The organism is Microcystis protocystis FBCC-A270, assembly GCF_050500235.1.
Classification (GTDB): domain Bacteria; phylum Cyanobacteriota; class Cyanobacteriia; order Cyanobacteriales; family Microcystaceae; genus Microcystis; species Microcystis ichthyoblabe_A.
In genome coordinates this window covers 2,480,242-2,497,913 of the sequence record NZ_CP191407.1, presented here as the reverse complement: position 1 = coordinate 2,497,913, position 17,672 = coordinate 2,480,242, and the positions used below count along the sequence as shown (strand labels likewise).

The following is a 17,672-nucleotide window of genomic DNA, read 5'->3' as shown; positions in this document are numbered from 1 at the left end:
CTATCTATGTCGAAAGCAATCCTATCATCACAGTTAGGCGATAATAACTCTTAAGTTCCAACTTTCTATCCTAATCAGGAGACCGATTGCTATGACACTGGCAACCACCCACCTAAAAATCGAAAATTTCGCTCATTATATCATAAAAATCACAAAAAATACTTAATTTAATAAGACAACTAAATAATTGTTTAATCGGTAATTCTTGAGGAAATCTAAAATCAGAACCCAACTGGCAAAAAAAGTGAGAGAATAAAAACATAGTTCAGAGAGTAGAGGCTGTCAAGACAAGCTTTCCAGTCGTAAAATCCACAATTCCTGCCGGGTGAGGGCCGATAACTAACTTTCAAAAAAGCAGAATTAAATTTAGTAGAAAAAAATCGCAACAATCTGTCAATCCACTGAAAAAAGAGAGAAAACTTATGTTTTGTGAACAATGCGAACAAACCGCTAGTGGTAATGGTTGTCATCAGTGGGGAGCCTGTGGAAAAAGTCCCGAAGTCAACGCTGTTCAAGACTTATTAGTTTATTGTCTGCGGGGATTAGCATCGGTGGTTTTAAAAGCCAAAGAAGCGGCGATATCTACTCGCGAAGCCGATATTTTTACCTGCGAGTCGCTTTTCGCCACCATGACCAATGTGAACTTCGATCAAAGACGTTTTACCGATTATATTCAGCGTTGTTTAGAGATTCGGGAAAATTTAAAAGCACAATTGGGATCGCTGGACTGGTCTGCACTTGCTAACTATCAGCCTAATTTTAATGAGAGCCTAGTCAGCCAAGGTCAAGAAGTATCCTTAGAACTAATTGAAAAAGTACAAGACCTCGATATTTTTTCCCTAAAGTTAACCGCTATCTACGGAGTTAAAGGTCTTGCTTCCTATACTTTCCACGCTCAGGAATTAGGTCAAGAGGATGACTCAGTTTATCAGGTTATCCAAGAGACTTTAGCGGCGATTGACCGCAGTGATTTAAACCTGAATGATTGGGTGGCAATCTGTCTAAAAGTTGGGGCAGCAAACCTGCGGGCCATGGAATTATTAGATCAAGGTCATACCGAAACCTACGGTCATCCCATACCGACAAATGTTCCCTTAAATCCGCGTCTAGGTAAAGCCATTTTAGTCTCCGGCCATGATATTAAACAATTAGCGGCTTTACTGGCACAAACTGCCAATACTGGGATAACAGTCTACACCCACGGAGAATTATTACCCGCCCACGGTTATCCAAAACTCAAAGAAAAATATCCCCATCTCTACGGTCATTATGGCACCGCCTGGCAAAATCAAACTAAAGAATTTGCTAAGTTTCCGGGGGCAATAGTTTTAACTACTAATTGTCTCATGCCCCCCCACGAAAACTATGAAAGTAAACTCTTTACCCTCGGACCTGTGGGTTATGCCCATATTAACCGCTTAGAAACAGTGGACGGTGCGATCGATTTTAGTCCCGTGATTGCTAAAGCGCAATCATTGCCCGGATTTACTGAAATAAGCGAACCTCGGCAGGTAATGGTGGGATTTGCCCACAATACCGTTCTCAGTGTCGCTGATACGCTGGTTAATGCCCTTAAACAGGGTAAAATCCGTCACTTCTTCCTAGTTGGGGGCTGCGATGGGGCAAAACCCGATCGCAATTACTACACCGAATTCGTGGAACAAGTCCCCGAAGATTGCATCGTTTTAACCCTTGCCTGTGGAAAATTCCGCTTTTTCGACAAACAATTAGGTAGCATCGAAGGATTACCCCGGCTGATGGACGTGGGACAATGTAACGATGCCTATAGTGCCATCAAAATCGCCCTAGGATTAGCCAACGCTTTTAACGTTAGCGTCAACGAGATTCCCCTCTCCCTAATTATCTCTTGGTACGAACAAAAAGCGATCGCTGTACTGCTCACCCTGCTGCATCTAGGTATTCAAAATATCCGTCTGGGACCAACTTTACCGGCATTTATCTCCCCTAACGTCCTCAAATTCCTCTCCGATACCTATCATCTGCAGCCGATTACCACCCCCGCAAAAGACTTAGCCGCTTGTCTAGGTTAAAACTTTCTGTAAAAATCCCACCCTCGGCCACAAATTGTGGCCTATGGGAAGGAGAGGGATATTATCCTCAAGGAGAATAATTTTTATGTCCGTAATCACTTTAAGCATTGATGGCAAAGATGTAGCGATCGAAGCAGGTTCGCGAGTTCTCGCAGCCGCTAGTCAGGTAGGAATAAAAATTCCCGCCCTCTGTCATCTCGATGGGGTTTCCGAAGTGGCTGCCTGTCGCTTATGTTTGGTAGAAATTGAAGGTATTAATAAATTATTACCTGCCTGTGTAACGGAAGTGGCGGAAGGAATGGTGGTTCATACCGATACCCCAAAACTAAAAGAATATCGCCGCATGACAGTGGAATTATTATTCGCTGAAGGTAATCACGTTTGTGCAGTTTGTGTGGCTAATGGTAACTGTGAATTGCAAGATTTAGCCATCGAAGTGGGTATGGATCATAGTCGTTTTCCCTACCGTTTTCCCAAGCGAGAAGTAGATATTTCCCATCATCTTTTTGGTATCGATCATAATCGTTGTGTTCTCTGTACCCGTTGTGTACGAGTCTGTGATGAAATTGAAGGGGCGCACGTTTGGGATCTGGCTTATCGCGGCGAAAAAGATAAAATTATTGCGGGAATGGATCAGCCTTGGGGCAGCGTTTCCGCCTGTACTTCCTGCGGCAAATGTGTTGCCGCTTGTCCAACCGGGGCGATATTCCGCAAGGGTTCCGCCGTTTCTGAAAAAGAGGAAGATCGATCGAAGTTGGAATTTTTAGTTAATGCTAGGACTCAACACCAATGGACGCGTTAGCGAAAAATGGTAGATTCTCAAAACCCTCGTTGGGGACATCTAGGTATTTATGCCAAGTATCTGCGGGCGGAAATGGCTCTGTATGACGAGATTATGGGGATGAATGAAGATATTCCCTTGATTTCCGATTACTGCGGTATTTCTGCTCGGGAAACTCAACGAGCAAAGGACTACGCTTTCGGTAGCGGTGTCAGTCAGTATGAATTTTGGCCTAGTATTGATATGGCAAAGGCGTGGTTGAGGATGGCGCGAGGACAGGGAACGGCGATCGATCGTGTCTTTTTACAACACGAAATCTTAGAATCGGATTTAGTGATTAATCAGGGTATGAATCAGCCTTCTGCTCACGAAATCGCTCAAGCTCAATATGGTTGGTCTGTCCTACTGCGTCAAGGGAATCAATAATGTTATGAATGATACAAATCTCGAACAGATCTTTCTGCAAGCCTTGGATCGCTGTCTATCCCTGCTGGATTATCAATCTCAACCAACCAATTTAGCTTGGTCTGCGATCGAACTTTTCGCCGAAGTTGGGCGATTTCCCCAGATGCTTCGCCAATTCTGTGATCAATACCGAGAGCTTGTGGCGGCGGCAGATCGGGCGATCGAGGATTACGCCAGTAGTGTGGATAATTGGACAGTCAAGGGGACTATTTTCGGGGCGCAGGATCAATGTAATATCTTGCATTTTTTTCTCAATGTCCACACGAAAAATTTTAAGTTTTTTAGAGGTGAAAATTGGACACCACAGCTAATCTGTGAATTTTTGCAAGAATGGAAGGGGATCGATCTTTTTTCTTTAATTGCAGATAATCAGGAACTTGTCGAGACAGGCAAAAACCCGCCCCTCGGTAAACAGCCGCTTTTCTATTAGCTAGTAATCACTATTGCCAAAACCTAACAAACAAGGAATTAAAATTATGTCTAAAATTCGCTTCGCTACTGTCTGGTTAGCCGGTTGTTCGGGATGCCATATGTCCTTCCTCGATTTGGACGAATGGCTGTTAGAATTAGCCGAAAAAGTTGACGTGGTATATAGTCCCGTCGGCTGCGATCTGAAAACCTATCCAGAAAATGTCGATGTCTGTTTAGTGGAAGGAGCGATCGCTAATCAGGATAATTTAGAACTAATTCATCTAGTCCGTCAAAATACCAAAACCGTCGTTTCTTTTGGTGATTGCGCCGTGACTGCTAACGTTCCCGCTATGCGGAATATGTTAGGAACTGCCGATCCCGTGCTAAAAAGGGCTTATTTAGAGTTAGGAGATAACACCCCTCAACTACCAGAAGAACCCGGTATCGTTCCCGAATTATTAGATCAAGTGCTGCCAGTCCATCAAGTCATTCCCATCGATATTTTTATGCCGGGATGCCCCCCCGATGCGGACAGAATTCGCGAGACATTAATTCCGATTTTAAAAGGGGAATTACCGGTGATGGTAGGACGAGAAATGATTAAATTTGGTTAATTGAATCAGTTATCAGTTATCAGTTATCAGTTATCAGTTATAAGATTTGAGTTTTAAGTTTTGAATGAGCAGTATGTATTAGGTGAGCCTCATCAAATGCCAGTTTGCTGCTGTCTTTTCGCTGATTATTGATTACTGTTTACTGATTACTGATCACTGTTTACTGATTGGGTGCATCTCACATTTGTAGAAATACCGACAATCAGCAATTATCAGTGACTCCTAAATTATTACAGATGAGTCAGCGGCTGCGTGTAAGCATCCCACCGAAAAACTAATGCGCGGGGGGTTTGGGGGCGGCGCCACGCCCCCAACGGGGGGTTTGGGGGGTTCTACCCCCCAAAGGCTTGGATTGAGTGATAAAATCGAAAGTAATACGGCCATCCGTTGAGTATGGGCTACATATCAAGAGAGGCACTCCTGCAAAACGGAGAATAAATAATCAGTTTTTAATAACTGGATTTAGTATTACTGTTTACTGATCACTGAACATCTAAATCAAGTTAAAATATCCGCTCCTAACATCCGTTGATATTTAGCTTCTAAAGCTTGTTTCAAATTGGGCAAAGTGATTAAATGGGGATCATCTAACATAATTTTTTCGGCGGCATCTCTTGCCAAAACTAACACCTCTTGATCCTCGACTAAACTAGCGAGGGCAAAATCTGGTAAACCCGATTGTCGTTGTCCTAAAACTTCTCCTGGACCGCGAAATCGCATATCCATTTCCGAGATAAAAAAGCCGTCTTGGGATTGTTCCAAAACCGTCAATCTTTGACGGGAATTAGCACTATTACTGCCACTTAAAAGTAAACAATAGGATTGATGGGAACCTCTGCCGACGCGCCCCCGTAATTGATGCAATTGTGAAAGGCCAAAACGTTCGGCATTTTCAATTAACATCACCGTGGCATTGGGAACATCCACCCCCACTTCAATAACCGTAGTTGAGACAATAATTTGTAGAATATTATCGCGAAAAGCTGTTAAGATTTCCTCTTTTTCGGCGGAACTCATGCGACCATGGAGTAAACCGATATTAAAATTGGGAAAAATCTTTTCTGATAAACTTTGATATTCTTCCACCGCAGCCCTCACATCTAATTTTTCCGATTCTTCAATCAAGGGAAAAATCACATAAGCTTGTCTGCCTTGGGCAATTTCACGGCGAATTAAATCATAGGCAGCCCTTCTTTGATTCCCATTTAAAGCGGTGGTTTGAATCGGTTGTCTGCCGGGGGGTAATTCGTCAATTTGACTCACATCTAAATCCCCATGTAGGGTTAAAGCTAAAGTACGGGGAATCGGTGTTGCTGTCATGGTTAAAACGTGGGGAGACTCTCCTTTGCTTAATAATCTTGCCCTTTGTTGTACCCCAAAGCGATGCTGTTCATCAATAACAACTAAACCTAATTTGCGGAAATTAACTGCATCTTGAATTAGGGCATGAGTTCCCACTAAAAGTGGTAACTCTCCTGTCTCTAATTGGGCGTGAATTTCTCGCCGTTTAGCGGTTTTTGTGGAACCAGTTAATAATTCTACGGGTAAATGTAAGAGATTAAACCAGCTAACTAACTTACGATAATGTTGTTCTGCTAAAACTTCCGTGGGAGCCATTAATGCTGCTTGATAACCGGATTGTAGGGCTGCTAAAATGGCATAAACTCCGACAATTGTTTTGCCAGAACCCACATCCCCCTGCACAAGACGATTCATCGGGGTGCTAGAATCTAAATCCTCTAAAATTTCCTCAATAACTCGTTTTTGAGCATTGGTTAATTGAAAGGGAATTATCTGATTAAATTGATCAATTAATTGACCCCTAGCACTAAAAATAGCACTTTTCTGTGTCTGACGATACTGTTGCCGCCGCCGCAGAAAACCTAATTGTAAAAAGAAGAATTCATCAAAGACTAATCGCCGTCGCGCTTGACTGAGAATCTCGGAATTATTGGGAAAATGAATGTTAGTAATTGCTGTTTTTAAATCGATTAATCCGTATTGTTTTCTTAGACCGAAAGGTAGGGGGTCTTTTATCGCCTCTACTGCCCCAAAAGCGGCGACTACAGCCTTCCTAATTAGGTCGGCGGGTACTCCATCGGTGAGGGGATAAACCGGCAGGATACGCCCGATTTTTAAGGACTCAATACTTGCCCCAGAACTGTCTAATAATTCAAATTCAGGATTTTCTAAAGTTAACCCATATTTTCCCGCTTTGACTAAACCACTAACCGCCACCACAGAACCGACGGGATAGAGTTTTTTTTGTCCTTCTTGCCAAGCACGATTATTATAGCGAGTTCCCGCATAAAAACGGTTTAATTTTATCTGTCCAGTACGATCCTGTAAGAGCAATTCAAAGATAGCTAACTTGGTATTTTTGGGGCTATTAAAACAATTACAGCGCTTGACATTCCCCACTAAAGTTACCGTTTCTCCCTCGGTTAAATTAGCGATATTAACTTGACGACTGTAATCCACATGATCCCGGGGATAATAATATAATAAATCTTCAACTTTGTGGAGGTTTAATCTTTCTAAAAGACTGGCTTTTCTCTCTCCCACTTCCGCTAGATATTTCAAGGGTTGTTCCAGGGTGACTTGCCGTGGAGAATTAGCCTTTGCCGTGATGGGAGTGGTATTAATAATTTTCGCCGCAGCTGGTTCTTTTGGGGTCGGGGTTGCTTCTAAAGTTTGCCGTAATTGTTGCAAAAAATTGCGAGTTTCGGCGACTAATTGTTGTCTTTGTCTGGGATTAAATTGGGAATATTGGGCAAATTTTTGGGCTAATTCTCGCCAGCGATTTCTCTCACTGGTGGCAATTCCCACGGGAGGATTATCCCCGAAACTAAGACACAAAAACTCGCTAAAACGGTACTGATTTCCCTGAAGATCGGGATAACCTTTTTCCGCTTCTACAGATAAGGCTTTTTGTAATCTCACCCAGTCGGGTATTTCCCCTTTCATAATTGCCTCTTGATTCCAAATTTCCCAGTATTATGTTTCCCTAATAAGCTAAGACACATTTTAACCGCCTATCCTTAGATTGGCTAAATCTCCCCAAATCCCTTTACTATTGCCTCTTGCCTCTTGCCTCATCTCAACAAGCAATTTAAATTCTTAATAGCTTACCTCTGTTTAATTATAACTGATTAATCATACCAACTACTGCGCCACGCCGCTTCCGCTTGAGCAATAGTATATTCTTTGCGAAGGTGATAATATTGTTTACCTAGACGATTTAATTGTTCCCAAAGGGAGCGAATTTGATTTCTTTCGACACTTAAGCGCGCATCGGCAAATTCAAGTTCAGCCATTCGTAGATGAATCGCCGTTACTTTAGTGACTTTGCCACTTGAAAAATCATGATCATCCCCATCCCCATCATCTTCATCTTCATCTTTTTCTTCCTCTGGTTCAGGGGTTTTAGCTTCCACTAGAATGTTTAACATATTATTTCCTCCACCTAGGGATTGTCCCTCTTCTCCCGCTTGAATTGCCATATCGATAATTTGACTGGGTAGATAAGGGGGAAGAATATAAGCTTTTTGTAGTTGCTGATTAATTTGTTTAGAGAGATGATTGAGAATCTCGATACAGTTTTTTTCCAGCACTCGACAACAATGGAGTAAAATATCGGGGTTATTAATCTCTCCAGTTGCGGCTAGATTTTCCGGTTTGTTTAGAAAAAGTTTTAAGAAATCTGGGGTATTTTTCGTCTCTGCTGGACTTTTAGAGAATCCTCCCCCTGAAAATGTCCCTCGATCGAAGCTCTGCTCGCCCAATTGCTGTAAACTGGCTTTAGCCTCTTGTCCTAGAGCTTTGATCTCCTCTTGTAGTTTCTGACGATTGCTGTGGGAGAGAGCCAGAAATTCCCCCCCATAGTAACGGGTACAGATATAATACACTGCTCCGATCGCCTGTTTATAGAGAGATTCACCGAGTAAATCAAGATAAATTCGGTATTTTTCCCGCATTCTTTCGGCTAAATTTGCCACTTCCGTTTCTATGTTCTTTAAATCTTGTTGTAGCTTGTTCAGTCTTCCAGTCATAGAAATTTTACCGAGGGAGAAGTTAGCGATCGGCGAATTCTATTATAGCGACTCATTGTCAGCTATAGCACCCTGACCAGGGGGAGATGCTCAGACTTGATCGATTGTCAGTTATTTTAGCGATTAAGTAAGTAGTTATAATTAAATTGAAGATAGATTTTGCCTCTGATCCCCCCTGCCCCCCTTGATAAGGGGGGTGCCGATAGGTGGGGGGATCCCCCCTGCCCCCTTGATAAGGGGGGTATCTGACAACTTTTAACACCTACCTACTTAGCTTTTCCCGGATCGGCTTTTAGCATTGGTTTTGGCAAAGATAACTGCTATAATCAGGCTAATTAGTAGGAAAACTCTCTATCTCTACATTTTTGCATAGTTTACACCACAAGTCCGGGCATGAAAACCGACAGTATTTTTTATGATCTTTTTCAATCTTATCCGTCAATTTTCTTTGAATTAATCAACCTTTCTCCCAGAGAAGCAGAGAATTACCGCTTTGATTCCGTCGAAATCAAGCAACTAGCTTTTCGTATTGATGGCGTATTTTTGCCCAATATTACCAATCCTAGCATTCCTATTTATTTCTGCGAGGTGCAATTTCAAGATGATCAGAATTTTTATGGCCGTTTCTTTGCTGAAATCTTCCTATATCTCAGTAAAACTGCTTTTAACAATGATTGGCGCGGGGTGGTCATTTATCCCCATCGTCGGGTAGAATCAGATAAGATTGTACGTTATCAAGACTTATTGACATCTGGGAGAGTGACGCGAATCTATTTAGATGAACTAGATGATATTAATCAAGATTCCCTGGGTATTGCCACCATAAAATTAATTATTGCTAAAGAAAATCAAGCAGTGGCAACAGCCAAACAACTTATTACACGAGTGCGAACTGAATTTACCCAACCGCAAAACCTCCTACAATTAATAGAAACGATCCTTATTTATAAATTACCACGTCTAAGTCGCCGGGAGATAGAAGCTATGTTTAGTTTAGATGAACTGAAACAAACCCGTTATTTTCAAGACGTTCGAGAAGAAGGTAAACTGGAAGGTAAACTGGAAGGTAAACTGGAAGGTAAACTAGAATCTGTGCCGCGTTTATTGGCTTTAGGTTTAACGGTAGAACAAATTGCTCAAGCCTTGGACTTAACTGTAGAAAAAGTGCGAGAAATACCAGAAACCCATTAAGCTAATCTAGCAGTAAGCTATGACACCGTTTCCGATCAAGATAAAGTGTAACCTAATTTGCTATCGACCAGCGACTCGCCAAAATGAAAACTTCCTACCTCACCTATGACTAGCACTCCTTCAGCTTCTTTAAAATTAAAAAAAACAAAAATTACCGACACAAATATCACTCTCTCCCATGGCAGCGGTGGCAGAGCAATGCGGGATTTAATTAATGAGATATTTGTTAATAATTTTGATAATAACCTACTGGCAACCCTTGAAGATCAAGCCCGATTTGAAATTAAAGATTTGGCTAAAATAGGCGATCGCTTGGCATTTACCACCGATTCCTATGTGGTTTCTCCCCTATTCTTTCCGGGGGGTGATATTGGCAGTTTAGCAGTCAATGGAACCGTTAATGATTTGGCTGTCGGTGGGGCAATTCCTCTCTATCTCAGTTGTAGTTTTATCCTCGAAGAAGGTTTATCTATCGACACCCTAAAAACCATCGTTACCAACATGAAAATAGCCGCCGAAAAAGCAGCGGTAAAAATCGTCACCGGGGATACAAAAGTCGTTCCCAAGGGACAAGGGGATCAAATATTTATTAATACCTCTGGAGTGGGAGTAATTCCAGCCGGAATCAATTCTGGGGCGAATAATTTACAAGTTGGCGATCGCATTTTGCTTAACGGTTTTCTGGGGGATCACGGCGCCGCCATTCTGATTGCCAGGGGCGAATTAGACCTACAATGCACAATCGAAAGCGATTGTCAAGCCCTGAATTCTTTAATTTCTGCAATTCTGGCCGTTTGCCCACAAGTTAAAGCGATGCGGGATGCCACTAGAGGCGGATTAGCCACGGTTTTAAACGAATTTGCCCAAAGTTCAGGGGTGGGAATAGAGGTGCAGGAAACGGCGATCCCCATCCGGGAAGAAGTGCGAGGAATGTGCGAATTATTGGGCTTAGAACCGCTTTATCTGGCAAACGAGGGCAAATTAGTCCTTGTCGTGCCTCCGGAGGCAGAAAATCGCGTTTTAGCAGTGATGCGTTCCCATCCTGACGGTAAAAATGCCGCTTGTATCGGGGAAGTCGTCGCTTCTCCCCCCAATTTAGTTTACTTAAAAACCGCTTTCGGCACTAAAAGGATTCTCGATATGTTAGTCGGTGAACAATTACCGAGAATATGTTAATTAGACAGGAGACAGTTTTAAAGGAAAAAGTGAAAACTAAAAAAACAGATAGTTGGAGTTTTGGGGTTTTGGGGTTTTGGGGTTTTAGTTGAAATTTCCCTGTTCCCTGTTCCCTGTTCCCTGTTCCCTGATAACTGATAACTGATAACTGATAACTGAAAATGCACGAACTAGGAATCACCCAAAATATTATCGAACTTGCCTTAGAACATTCCCGAGGAATGAAAGTTAAGCGCGTGGTGTTAGAGATTGGTAAACTAACGGCAATTATGCCAGAATCGATCGCTTTCTGTTTTGATACCTGTTGTCAAGGTACTAATATAGAGGGGGCAATGTTAGAGATTCTGGAAATTTCCGGTTTAGGACAGTGCCAAGATTGCGGAAATGAGCTAGAACTAGAATATCCCTACCGAATCTGCGATCGATGTGGTAGTCGCAATATAATCATTTTACAGGGTCAAGAATTAAATCTTAAATCGTTGGAGACAGAATCCTTATGTGTATAACCTGTGGTTGCTCTGATAACTCGGAAGTAACGGTAACTAATCCGCAAACGGGAACCCATGAACATATTTTAGCCGATGGTACTGTTATTAGTCATAGCCATCATGCTCACGATCATGCTCACGCTCACGATCATGCTCACGCTCACGCTCACGATCATGAGCATCCCCATCATCCTGCGGAAATTCACGCTCAAATTCATGGTAATATTCTCCAAGTTGAGCAAAATCTGCTGGCAAAAAATAATCTATTAGCGGCACAAAATCGCGGTTGGTTGAAGGGTAGAAAAACTGTTGCTCTTAATCTGGTTTCTTCCCCCGGTTCGGGAAAAACTACCCTGTTAACTCGCACAATTGCCGATTTAAAAACCGCTATTCCTATCAGTGTGATTGAGGGAGATCAAGCTACAGCTAATGATGCTCAAAAAATTAGTGAAACCGGTTGTCAGGTTATCCAAATTAACACCGGAACAGGTTGTCATTTAGAAGCATCAATGGTAGAGAGAGGATTAATCGAACTCGATCCACCGATGAATTCTTTAGTCATGATCGAAAATGTCGGTAATCTAGTTTGTCCTGCTTTATTTGATTTAGGAGAAAATGCCAAAGTCGTCATTCTTTCCGTCACCGAAGGGGAAGATAAACCGATTAAATATCCCTATATGTTCCACGCTTCTCAAGTCATGATCTTGACAAAAATAGACCTACTGCCCTATGTTAATTTTAACCTCGATCGCTGTTTAGATTACGCCTATCAGGTTAATCCCAATCTGAAAGTTTTTCAAGTTTCCGCTACCACAGGAGAAGGTTTAGATGCTTGGTACGGTTGGTTAAAATCGCTGGTTTAAGTTAAGTAGTAACACACCCAAAAAGTTCAGTCTAACCGAAAGAAAAATGACTCTAGCACTTGATGACAATATTTATAATCAACTGTTGACTAAATTTCAACCCAAGATTATTGAAAATGAAGAAGAATATGAGCAAGTGCGTCATCTTCTCCTTAATCTAATTAGTAAACAGGAGCGACTACCAGAAGAAACCGCGATGGTTAAATTAATGGCGACAATTATTAAGGATTTTGATGCCAAACAACCTCAACCCGAACCAGCTTCACCCCAGGAAGTATTATTACACTTAATGTCAGCTAACAACAGGAAACAAGCTGATTTAGTTGGTAAAATTGGTTCTAAGGGTGTGGTTTCAGAAATTGTTAATGGCAAGCGATCGATTAGTAAAGCTCAAGGTAAAATTTTAGGAGAGATTTTCAATGTTTCCCCCAGTGTATTCATTTAATTATCTATTAGTTGTTAATGAAAACAACCGTCATTGTTCCCCCGATTAAATGTCAAGGTATCAAAACTAAACTGGTATCATCGACCAAAAGTTTAGCAGATCAGCAAAACTTTGATCGCTGGATAGAACCCTTTTGTGGACTGGAGTTGGTAGCTTTTAATTTACAACTCAAAAAGGCCTTATACTAAATCTAGTTATAGCGTTTCCTAAGCTAGTGAGGTACACTTGTTTTTCTTCCCTTTTGCCTTTTGTCTCTTGCCTTTTGCCTAAAACCCATAACTTTTGTACCTCAGCAGACTGAAAAACGCTATATTAAAAGCTGATACTAAATCCAGTTACTAAAGACTGATTATCTATTCCCCCTTTTGCCTCTTGCCTCTTGCATGAGTGCCTATGCTTATAAGTAGCCTATACTCAACGGATTTAGTATTATTTGCATAAGACCTCTTGCATAAATCCGAAAACAAACGATAGAAACAATAATGGGAGGGACTTTCAGTTAATTATTTATTAGTAGTTGATAATCTTCAAAAATGTTGCTGTACAAGGATCGACTTAAGACTTTTGCAAGAGGTCTATAAGACTCCTAAGGGTGTGTAGGGACATGATGCGAAGCTACCAGCAGCCGTGTGCATTCATGACCCTACACCTATTAGGACCTTTAATGTTGACGATTTTATTCGAGTCAGGTGCTAACAATAAGGCTGACTTTTAGGCAAAAACGCGAGCATCCCGAGGACGAACATAAACTTGCTCCCCGACTTTGAGATGCAGTTGAGCCAGTTGTTCTCGATTCAGATGGGCAATCAGGAGAGAGCGATCCGGTAGAATTAATTCCACATCGATGGCCCAACCCAGATGGATAATGCGCTCGACTTTTGCCTCAATGCTAGACCCATTGGGAGAAGAGAGAATTTCCAGGTCGTGGGGACGAATAAAAATCTTGACTCCGTTAGTACCCCCCCCAAGCTGCTCGAACAGTGCAGCCGAGGTTGGTGGTACAACATTCACCCGGCCGATAAAACTCATCACAAAAGCAGAGGCAGGATGATCGTACACTCGATCGGGAGTTCCCACCTGTTCGATTTTACCCTCATTGAAAATTACGATCTCGTCGGCCACTTCCATGGCTTCCTCTTGGTCGTGGGTGACGAAAACACTGGTGACATGGACTTCCTCGTGTAACTGTCGCAACCAAATCCGTAGCTCTTTTCTAACTTTGGCATCCAGGGCCCCAAAAGGCTCATCTAATAATAATACTTCCGGTTCCACCGCTAAGGCCCGGGCCAGGGCAACCCGTTGACGTTGACCCCCGGATAGTTGGGCCGGATAGCGATCGCCTAATCCCTGCAATTGAATTAAACTCAAGAGATTGTCCACTCGTTTTTGAATGTAGTTCGGGGTAGCTTTGCGAATATTTAAACCGAAAGCGATATTCTGACGCACCGTCAGGTGTTTAAAAAGCGCATAATGCTGAAAAACAAAGCCAATATTCCTTTTTCTGACGTTTAAATGGGTTGTGTCTTTGCCGTTGATGATAATTTTGCCTGTGTCGGGGGGTTCTAATCCTGCGATCGCTCTCAGGAGAGTAGTTTTTCCTGAACCAGACGGCCCCAGCAGTGCCACCAGACGATTCGATTTGATCTCTAGATTGATGTTGTCTAAAGCGGTAAAGGTGCCGAATTTTTTCGATACTTGCTCGATGATGATACTCACGGTGGCTAATCCTCTGGCAAAAAATGTATAGGGTTTGACCGTATTTTAACCATGATTTAATCGCAGTCGTATTAAAATACAATTACATTTTACAAGATAGCAAGAAAATTAAGTTTCGATTCGGGAGATTACTGGTTATAAACGGAGACTAAAAAGATTAAACAGCGATAAAAGCTTACTATTACTCTTTTTTACTTTTTTAAAGGCTTAATTAACTAATTTTGTCCATTAACGACCAGAAACGCACTAGAGAAGAGAGACGACTGAGGCAAAAATGGACTATTCTTTATTGGCAATATTTAGCTTTTTTATCGGAATTATCGTGGGATTAACGGGAATTGGTGGTTCATCCTTGATTACACCCCTATTGATCTTTGTATTTCAGGTTCCCGCTACCACCGCAGTGGGTTCCGATGTGGTGGCGGCCGGGTTGATGAAAGTGGTCGGCACCGTTCGTCACTGGCAACAGCAAACGATCGAGTTAGAGGTGGTAAAATGGCTGGTAATTGGCAGTGTACCCGGTTCTCTGTTAGGATTAGTCGGTTTTCGCTATTTTCAGCAGAATAGCTCCCTCAATCTCGATCAATGGTTGCCCCATATCATCGGTCTTGTCTTGATGATCGTGACTGTCCTAGCGGCCCTAGAACTACTAATCTCCTTGTTTTTTCCCGATTTGTCCCCTTGGTCCTGGCCAAAATTAGATTTAACCACTCGCTCCGGTCAGATAAAAACAACGATATTAGGGGCAGTTTTAGGCTATTTGGTCGGTTTAACCAGTATTTCCAGTGGTTCCTTGTTTGCATTGGTCTTGATGACCTTTTTTCAGCTTGATTCTCGCAAATTAGTCGGTACAGATCTATCGCAAGCGTCCATCCTCTTAACCTGTACTTCCATCGGTCATCTGGGATTAGGAACGGTAGATTGGAATCTGGTACTTCCCATCTGGTTAGGTGGGATACCGGGGGTGGTAGTGGGAGCAAGATTATCGGAATATTTGCCCAAAAATGCCCTAAAAATACTGCTTTATACGGTTCTAGTCACGGTCAGTTGGCGCTTACTCCAACCCACCTAATCCCCAGAGTTTACTCGAAAGTCATCATACTACCGATCAACAGATCGGGACTGGTGGCGACAAAATAGATAATTCCCGCACCGAGAATGACGATCGCTAAACTAAATAGTACCACCCATCGATCGGCTGGTTCGTAGGTATCTTCATCTATATCTCGTCTGACTGTAAAATAATGTGCTGTGGTCAAAAATACGGTCAATAAACCCACTAAAGCAAACATTAAGCCTAATTTCCAGCCATAACCGGGCCGGGGAACCAGAGGAGGATGAAAGGCCCGTAAACGCAGGATAACCATACCAAAACCCATTAATGCGATCGCCGTTCGCATCCAAGACAGATAGGTGCGTTCATTGGCCAGATGATCGCGGACTCGATTGGGATTGACTTTTTTCGGTTTAATGCTGGTCTTGCTTTCCGTCACTGGTGATTTGAGAAAAAATAACATGATCGAGATGACTGGGGGTCCGTTTCAAGGGGAGCACTTGAGAAGATGATGTTATTCTATGGCACTTGAGTTATAGATGGTATGGAAAAAATCTAAAATCTCTTTTTAAATGTATTTGTATTGAATCAAAAATTAAATAGATTCTGCTTGCTGCTGGAAAAGCGCCCATCCATAGCTTAAGGATAGGGCCAAGAAAGCGAGGGGAAGACTTTCCTTGATTATAAATACACCCAAACCGATCAACACACAGGGGACAAAGTGGCTGCCGTGACTGGTAATTAAATTAGCGATCGCCGGTAATTTAGTCAACTGATGAGCAGTAAAACACCAAACACCCACCAAGATGAGAAAAACGCTGACGATAGTGACTAAATTTGGCCAGGTATTACTAGCGAACAGCGGCAGATAAATGCCGATATTATCACTACCATTGGCGATGGTAATTGCCGCCACAGCGCCGGTTTGAGGGGAAAACCAGGCCGCCAAAGGAGAAGAAGGTGCTGATTCTACAGTCACCTCCAGAGGATTATCCGTCTCGGTTTCCTCTCGCTGCCAGAGACTCCGAATCCCGAAAATCACGGGTAACAGACCGAGAAAACGAATCCACTGAGCCGGAATTAAGAAACTCCCGAAAAAGCCGGTTAAACTCGCCAAAATCAGCAGGATAAAGCCTAAATACTGACCGATAACGATATGACGACGGCGAAAAAGTTTATTGACCTGGGTAAAAAGAATCGTCAAAATCAGGATGTCATCGAGATTGGTGGCAATAAAGGCCGCTATTGCTGTGGATATGGCAGTAATCATGGTAGTCATAGGATTTTTTTCTTAATCGGCTCTTCTGGTCTCGATCGCCCTACTTCCACTCTAGAAAGAGCTATTAATAAAATCAAATATTCTTTCTTGTTGATTTAATAAATTAAAATGATGGAAAGACCAATAGAGACGGAAAAACTCCTTGCCATGGCCAGAATGACCCTAGATCAACTGGAAATCTTTCTAGCGACTGCCGAACATCTCCACTTCACCAAAGCAGCAGAAGCTTTATATATCACCCAACCGGCCGTCAGTGCCGCCATTGCCTCCCTAGAAAGTGAATACGGGGTGAAATTATTCCATCGCGTCGGTCGTCATATCGAGATCACGGAAACAGGACGTTTACTGCAATTAGAAGCGCAACGCATTCTTACCCAGGTAACTTTGACAGAAAGGGGATTGGCGGAATTTAACGACTTGCAACGGGGAGAACTACAATTAGGATCGAGTTTGACTATTGGTAACTATTGGCTGCCGGCAAAAATTAGCGATTTTCAGGAGCGCTATCCGGCAATTAAGATCAACTGCACCCTAGCTAATACGGAAGAAATCTGTCTGGGTACGGCTAACGGACGTTTTGACCTAGCATTAATCGAGGGAGAAGTCAAGAGTGATTTAACAAATTGTTTAGAACAGGAGATCGTCAGCAGCGATCGCCTATTAATTATTGTCGGACGTTCTCATCCCTGGTATAAAAGAGAAGCGATCGAATTGCCGGAATTAGTGGAAACCCCTTGGGTAATGCGAGAATCGGGATCGGGAACTCAACAAAGATTCGAGGAAGCGCTACGGAATTGGAGTATCGATTTACGCACATTAAAGGTGACTTTGCTGTTAAATACTGGAGAAATGGTGAAAGCGATTATCGAGAATAGTTCGGCAGCTGCCGGCATTTCCGAATTGATGGTTCAAAAGGAATTACAATTAGGCACATTGCGATCAATTCGAGTCATCGATACTTCCGGTTTATCCCCTCGCTATCTCGAATTTACGCGCCCTTTTTTAAAAATAAAACACCGTCAGCGCTTTCAACCCCGCATCTGTCAAGTTTTCGAGCAGATGTTGTAATCTGATAGCAATCACCAA

The 17,672-nt window shown here is 42.5% G+C and carries 18 protein-coding genes; 13 read left to right on the top strand and 5 right to left on the bottom strand.

The window, feature by feature from the left end; all coding sequences use genetic code 11:
* Positions 1 to 422: 422 nt before the first annotated feature.
* The 5 genes from hcp to ACQY1X_RS12095 all read left to right on the top strand — a co-directional run bounded on the left by hcp (position 423) and on the right by ACQY1X_RS12095 (position 4,322).
* A complete protein-coding gene (gene hcp, locus ACQY1X_RS12115; protein WP_430012825.1) occupies positions 423 to 2,051 on the top strand; it encodes a hydroxylamine reductase in 1,629 nt (542 codons plus the stop codon).
* A gap of 85 nt (positions 2,052 to 2,136) precedes the next feature.
* Positions 2,137 to 2,853: a bidirectional hydrogenase complex protein HoxU gene (gene hoxU, locus ACQY1X_RS12110; RefSeq protein ID WP_002794250.1), complete on the top strand. Its 717-nt coding sequence runs from the start codon at positions 2,137 to 2,139 to the stop codon at positions 2,851 to 2,853.
* 6 nt (positions 2,854 to 2,859) lie between these two features.
* Positions 2,860 to 3,258 carry a hypothetical protein gene (locus tag ACQY1X_RS12105; protein ID WP_271935334.1) on the top strand — a complete coding sequence of 133 codons (399 nt, stop codon included), beginning with the start codon at positions 2,860 to 2,862 and terminating at the stop codon, positions 3,256 to 3,258.
* Between the two features lie 4 nt (positions 3,259 to 3,262).
* Positions 3,263 to 3,727: a hypothetical protein gene (locus ACQY1X_RS12100; RefSeq protein ID WP_223210955.1), complete on the top strand. Its 465-nt coding sequence runs from the start codon at positions 3,263 to 3,265 to the stop codon at positions 3,725 to 3,727.
* Between the two features lie 46 nt (positions 3,728 to 3,773).
* Entirely contained in the window at positions 3,774 to 4,322 is a 549-nt protein-coding gene (locus tag ACQY1X_RS12095) for an oxidoreductase (RefSeq protein WP_002733074.1), read from the top strand.
* 498 nt (positions 4,323 to 4,820) lie between these two features.
* Here ACQY1X_RS12095 and recG read toward each other — a convergent pair whose 3' ends face one another.
* A complete protein-coding gene (gene recG, locus ACQY1X_RS12090) occupies positions 4,821 to 7,289 on the bottom strand; it encodes an ATP-dependent DNA helicase RecG (RefSeq protein WP_430012824.1) in 2,469 nt (822 codons plus the stop codon).
* A gap of 185 nt (positions 7,290 to 7,474) precedes the next feature.
* Complete coding sequence (locus ACQY1X_RS12085; RefSeq protein WP_430012823.1) at positions 7,475 to 8,374, bottom strand: hypothetical protein; 900 nt, start codon at positions 8,372 to 8,374, stop codon at positions 7,475 to 7,477.
* Between the two features lie 393 nt (positions 8,375 to 8,767).
* Here ACQY1X_RS12085 and ACQY1X_RS12080 point away from each other — a divergent pair, with 393 nt between their 5' ends.
* The 6 genes from ACQY1X_RS12080 (at position 8,768) to ACQY1X_RS12055 (ending at position 12,725) form a co-directional block, all read left to right on the top strand.
* Positions 8,768 to 9,565 (top strand): Rpn family recombination-promoting nuclease/putative transposase, encoded by a 798-nt coding sequence (locus tag ACQY1X_RS12080; RefSeq protein WP_069475229.1) that lies wholly within the window; start codon positions 8,768 to 8,770, stop codon positions 9,563 to 9,565.
* Positions 9,566 to 9,670: 105 nt separating this feature from the next.
* The gene (hypE, locus tag ACQY1X_RS12075; protein WP_430012822.1) at positions 9,671 to 10,741 is read left to right on the top strand and encodes a hydrogenase expression/formation protein HypE; all 1,071 of its coding nucleotides are present in this window, start codon (positions 9,671 to 9,673) and stop codon (positions 10,739 to 10,741) included.
* 161 nt (positions 10,742 to 10,902) lie between these two features.
* Positions 10,903 to 11,247 (top strand): hydrogenase maturation nickel metallochaperone HypA, encoded by a 345-nt coding sequence (locus tag ACQY1X_RS12070; RefSeq protein ID WP_430012821.1) that lies wholly within the window; start codon positions 10,903 to 10,905, stop codon positions 11,245 to 11,247.
* On the top strand, positions 11,238 to 12,092 hold the full coding sequence (hypB, locus tag ACQY1X_RS12065) for a hydrogenase nickel incorporation protein HypB (RefSeq protein ID WP_430012820.1): 855 nt from the start codon (positions 11,238 to 11,240) through the stop codon (positions 12,090 to 12,092). Before ACQY1X_RS12070 ends, hypB begins: the two co-directional genes overlap by 10 nt.
* A gap of 46 nt (positions 12,093 to 12,138) precedes the next feature.
* A complete protein-coding gene (locus tag ACQY1X_RS12060; protein ID WP_430012819.1) occupies positions 12,139 to 12,537 on the top strand; it encodes a helix-turn-helix domain-containing protein in 399 nt (132 codons plus the stop codon).
* Positions 12,538 to 12,554: 17 nt separating this feature from the next.
* Entirely contained in the window at positions 12,555 to 12,725 is a 171-nt protein-coding gene (locus ACQY1X_RS12055; protein WP_430012818.1) for a restriction endonuclease, read from the top strand.
* 523 nt (positions 12,726 to 13,248) lie between these two features.
* Here ACQY1X_RS12055 and ACQY1X_RS12050 read toward each other — a convergent pair.
* Positions 13,249 to 14,253: a sulfate/molybdate ABC transporter ATP-binding protein gene (locus ACQY1X_RS12050; protein WP_130757115.1), complete on the bottom strand. Its 1,005-nt coding sequence runs from the start codon at positions 14,251 to 14,253 to the stop codon at positions 13,249 to 13,251.
* Between the two features lie 274 nt (positions 14,254 to 14,527).
* On the opposite strand from ACQY1X_RS12050, the gene ACQY1X_RS12045 reads away from it, so the two are divergent.
* Positions 14,528 to 15,325, top strand: a complete 798-nt coding sequence (locus tag ACQY1X_RS12045; RefSeq protein ID WP_002733781.1) for a sulfite exporter TauE/SafE family protein — start codon at positions 14,528 to 14,530, stop codon at positions 15,323 to 15,325.
* Positions 15,326 to 15,335: 10 nt separating this feature from the next.
* Here ACQY1X_RS12045 and ACQY1X_RS12040 read toward each other — a convergent pair whose 3' ends face one another.
* Together ACQY1X_RS12040 and ACQY1X_RS12035 are read right to left on the bottom strand one after the other, a co-directional pair.
* On the bottom strand, positions 15,336 to 15,770 hold the full coding sequence (locus ACQY1X_RS12040; RefSeq protein ID WP_002734854.1) for a YidH family protein: 435 nt from the start codon (positions 15,768 to 15,770) through the stop codon (positions 15,336 to 15,338).
* A 132-nt stretch (positions 15,771 to 15,902) separates the two neighbouring features.
* A complete protein-coding gene (locus ACQY1X_RS12035) occupies positions 15,903 to 16,586 on the bottom strand; it encodes a cadmium resistance transporter (RefSeq protein WP_430012817.1) in 684 nt (227 codons plus the stop codon).
* Positions 16,587 to 16,733: 147 nt separating this feature from the next.
* On the opposite strand from ACQY1X_RS12035, the gene ACQY1X_RS12030 reads away from it, so the two are divergent.
* Positions 16,734 to 17,654, top strand: a complete 921-nt coding sequence (locus ACQY1X_RS12030; protein WP_016514554.1) for a LysR substrate-binding domain-containing protein — start codon at positions 16,734 to 16,736, stop codon at positions 17,652 to 17,654.
* Positions 17,655 to 17,672 lie beyond the last annotated feature (18 nt).

Bases quoted from the DNA above. Each gene is read 5' to 3' on its own strand.
- hcp (WP_430012825.1), top strand. From the start codon at position 423: ATGTTTTGTGAACAATGCGAACAAACCGCTAGTGGTAATGGTTGTCAT.
- hoxU (WP_002794250.1), top strand. From the start codon at position 2,137: ATGTCCGTAATCACTTTAAGCATTGATGGCAAAGATGTAGCGATCGAA.
- ACQY1X_RS12105 (WP_271935334.1), top strand. From the start codon at position 2,860: ATGGTAGATTCTCAAAACCCTCGTTGGGGACATCTAGGTATTTATGCC.
- ACQY1X_RS12100 (WP_223210955.1), top strand. From the start codon at position 3,263: ATGAATGATACAAATCTCGAACAGATCTTTCTGCAAGCCTTGGATCGC.
- ACQY1X_RS12095 (WP_002733074.1), top strand. From the start codon at position 3,774: ATGTCTAAAATTCGCTTCGCTACTGTCTGGTTAGCCGGTTGTTCGGGA.
- recG (WP_430012824.1), bottom strand. From the start codon at position 7,289: ATGAAAGGGGAAATACCCGACTGGGTGAGATTACAAAAAGCCTTATCT.
- ACQY1X_RS12085 (WP_430012823.1), bottom strand. From the start codon at position 8,374: ATGACTGGAAGACTGAACAAGCTACAACAAGATTTAAAGAACATAGAA.
- ACQY1X_RS12080 (WP_069475229.1), top strand. From the start codon at position 8,768: ATGAAAACCGACAGTATTTTTTATGATCTTTTTCAATCTTATCCGTCA.
- hypE (WP_430012822.1), top strand. From the start codon at position 9,671: ATGACTAGCACTCCTTCAGCTTCTTTAAAATTAAAAAAAACAAAAATT.
- ACQY1X_RS12070 (WP_430012821.1), top strand. From the start codon at position 10,903: ATGCACGAACTAGGAATCACCCAAAATATTATCGAACTTGCCTTAGAA.
- hypB (WP_430012820.1), top strand. From the start codon at position 11,238: ATGTGTATAACCTGTGGTTGCTCTGATAACTCGGAAGTAACGGTAACT.
- ACQY1X_RS12060 (WP_430012819.1), top strand. From the start codon at position 12,139: ATGACTCTAGCACTTGATGACAATATTTATAATCAACTGTTGACTAAA.
- ACQY1X_RS12055 (WP_430012818.1), top strand. From the start codon at position 12,555: ATGAAAACAACCGTCATTGTTCCCCCGATTAAATGTCAAGGTATCAAA.
- ACQY1X_RS12045 (WP_002733781.1), top strand. From the start codon at position 14,528: ATGGACTATTCTTTATTGGCAATATTTAGCTTTTTTATCGGAATTATC.
- ACQY1X_RS12040 (WP_002734854.1), bottom strand. From the start codon at position 15,770: ATGTTATTTTTTCTCAAATCACCAGTGACGGAAAGCAAGACCAGCATT.
- ACQY1X_RS12035 (WP_430012817.1), bottom strand. From the start codon at position 16,586: ATGACTACCATGATTACTGCCATATCCACAGCAATAGCGGCCTTTATT.
- ACQY1X_RS12030 (WP_016514554.1), top strand. From the start codon at position 16,734: ATGGCCAGAATGACCCTAGATCAACTGGAAATCTTTCTAGCGACTGCC.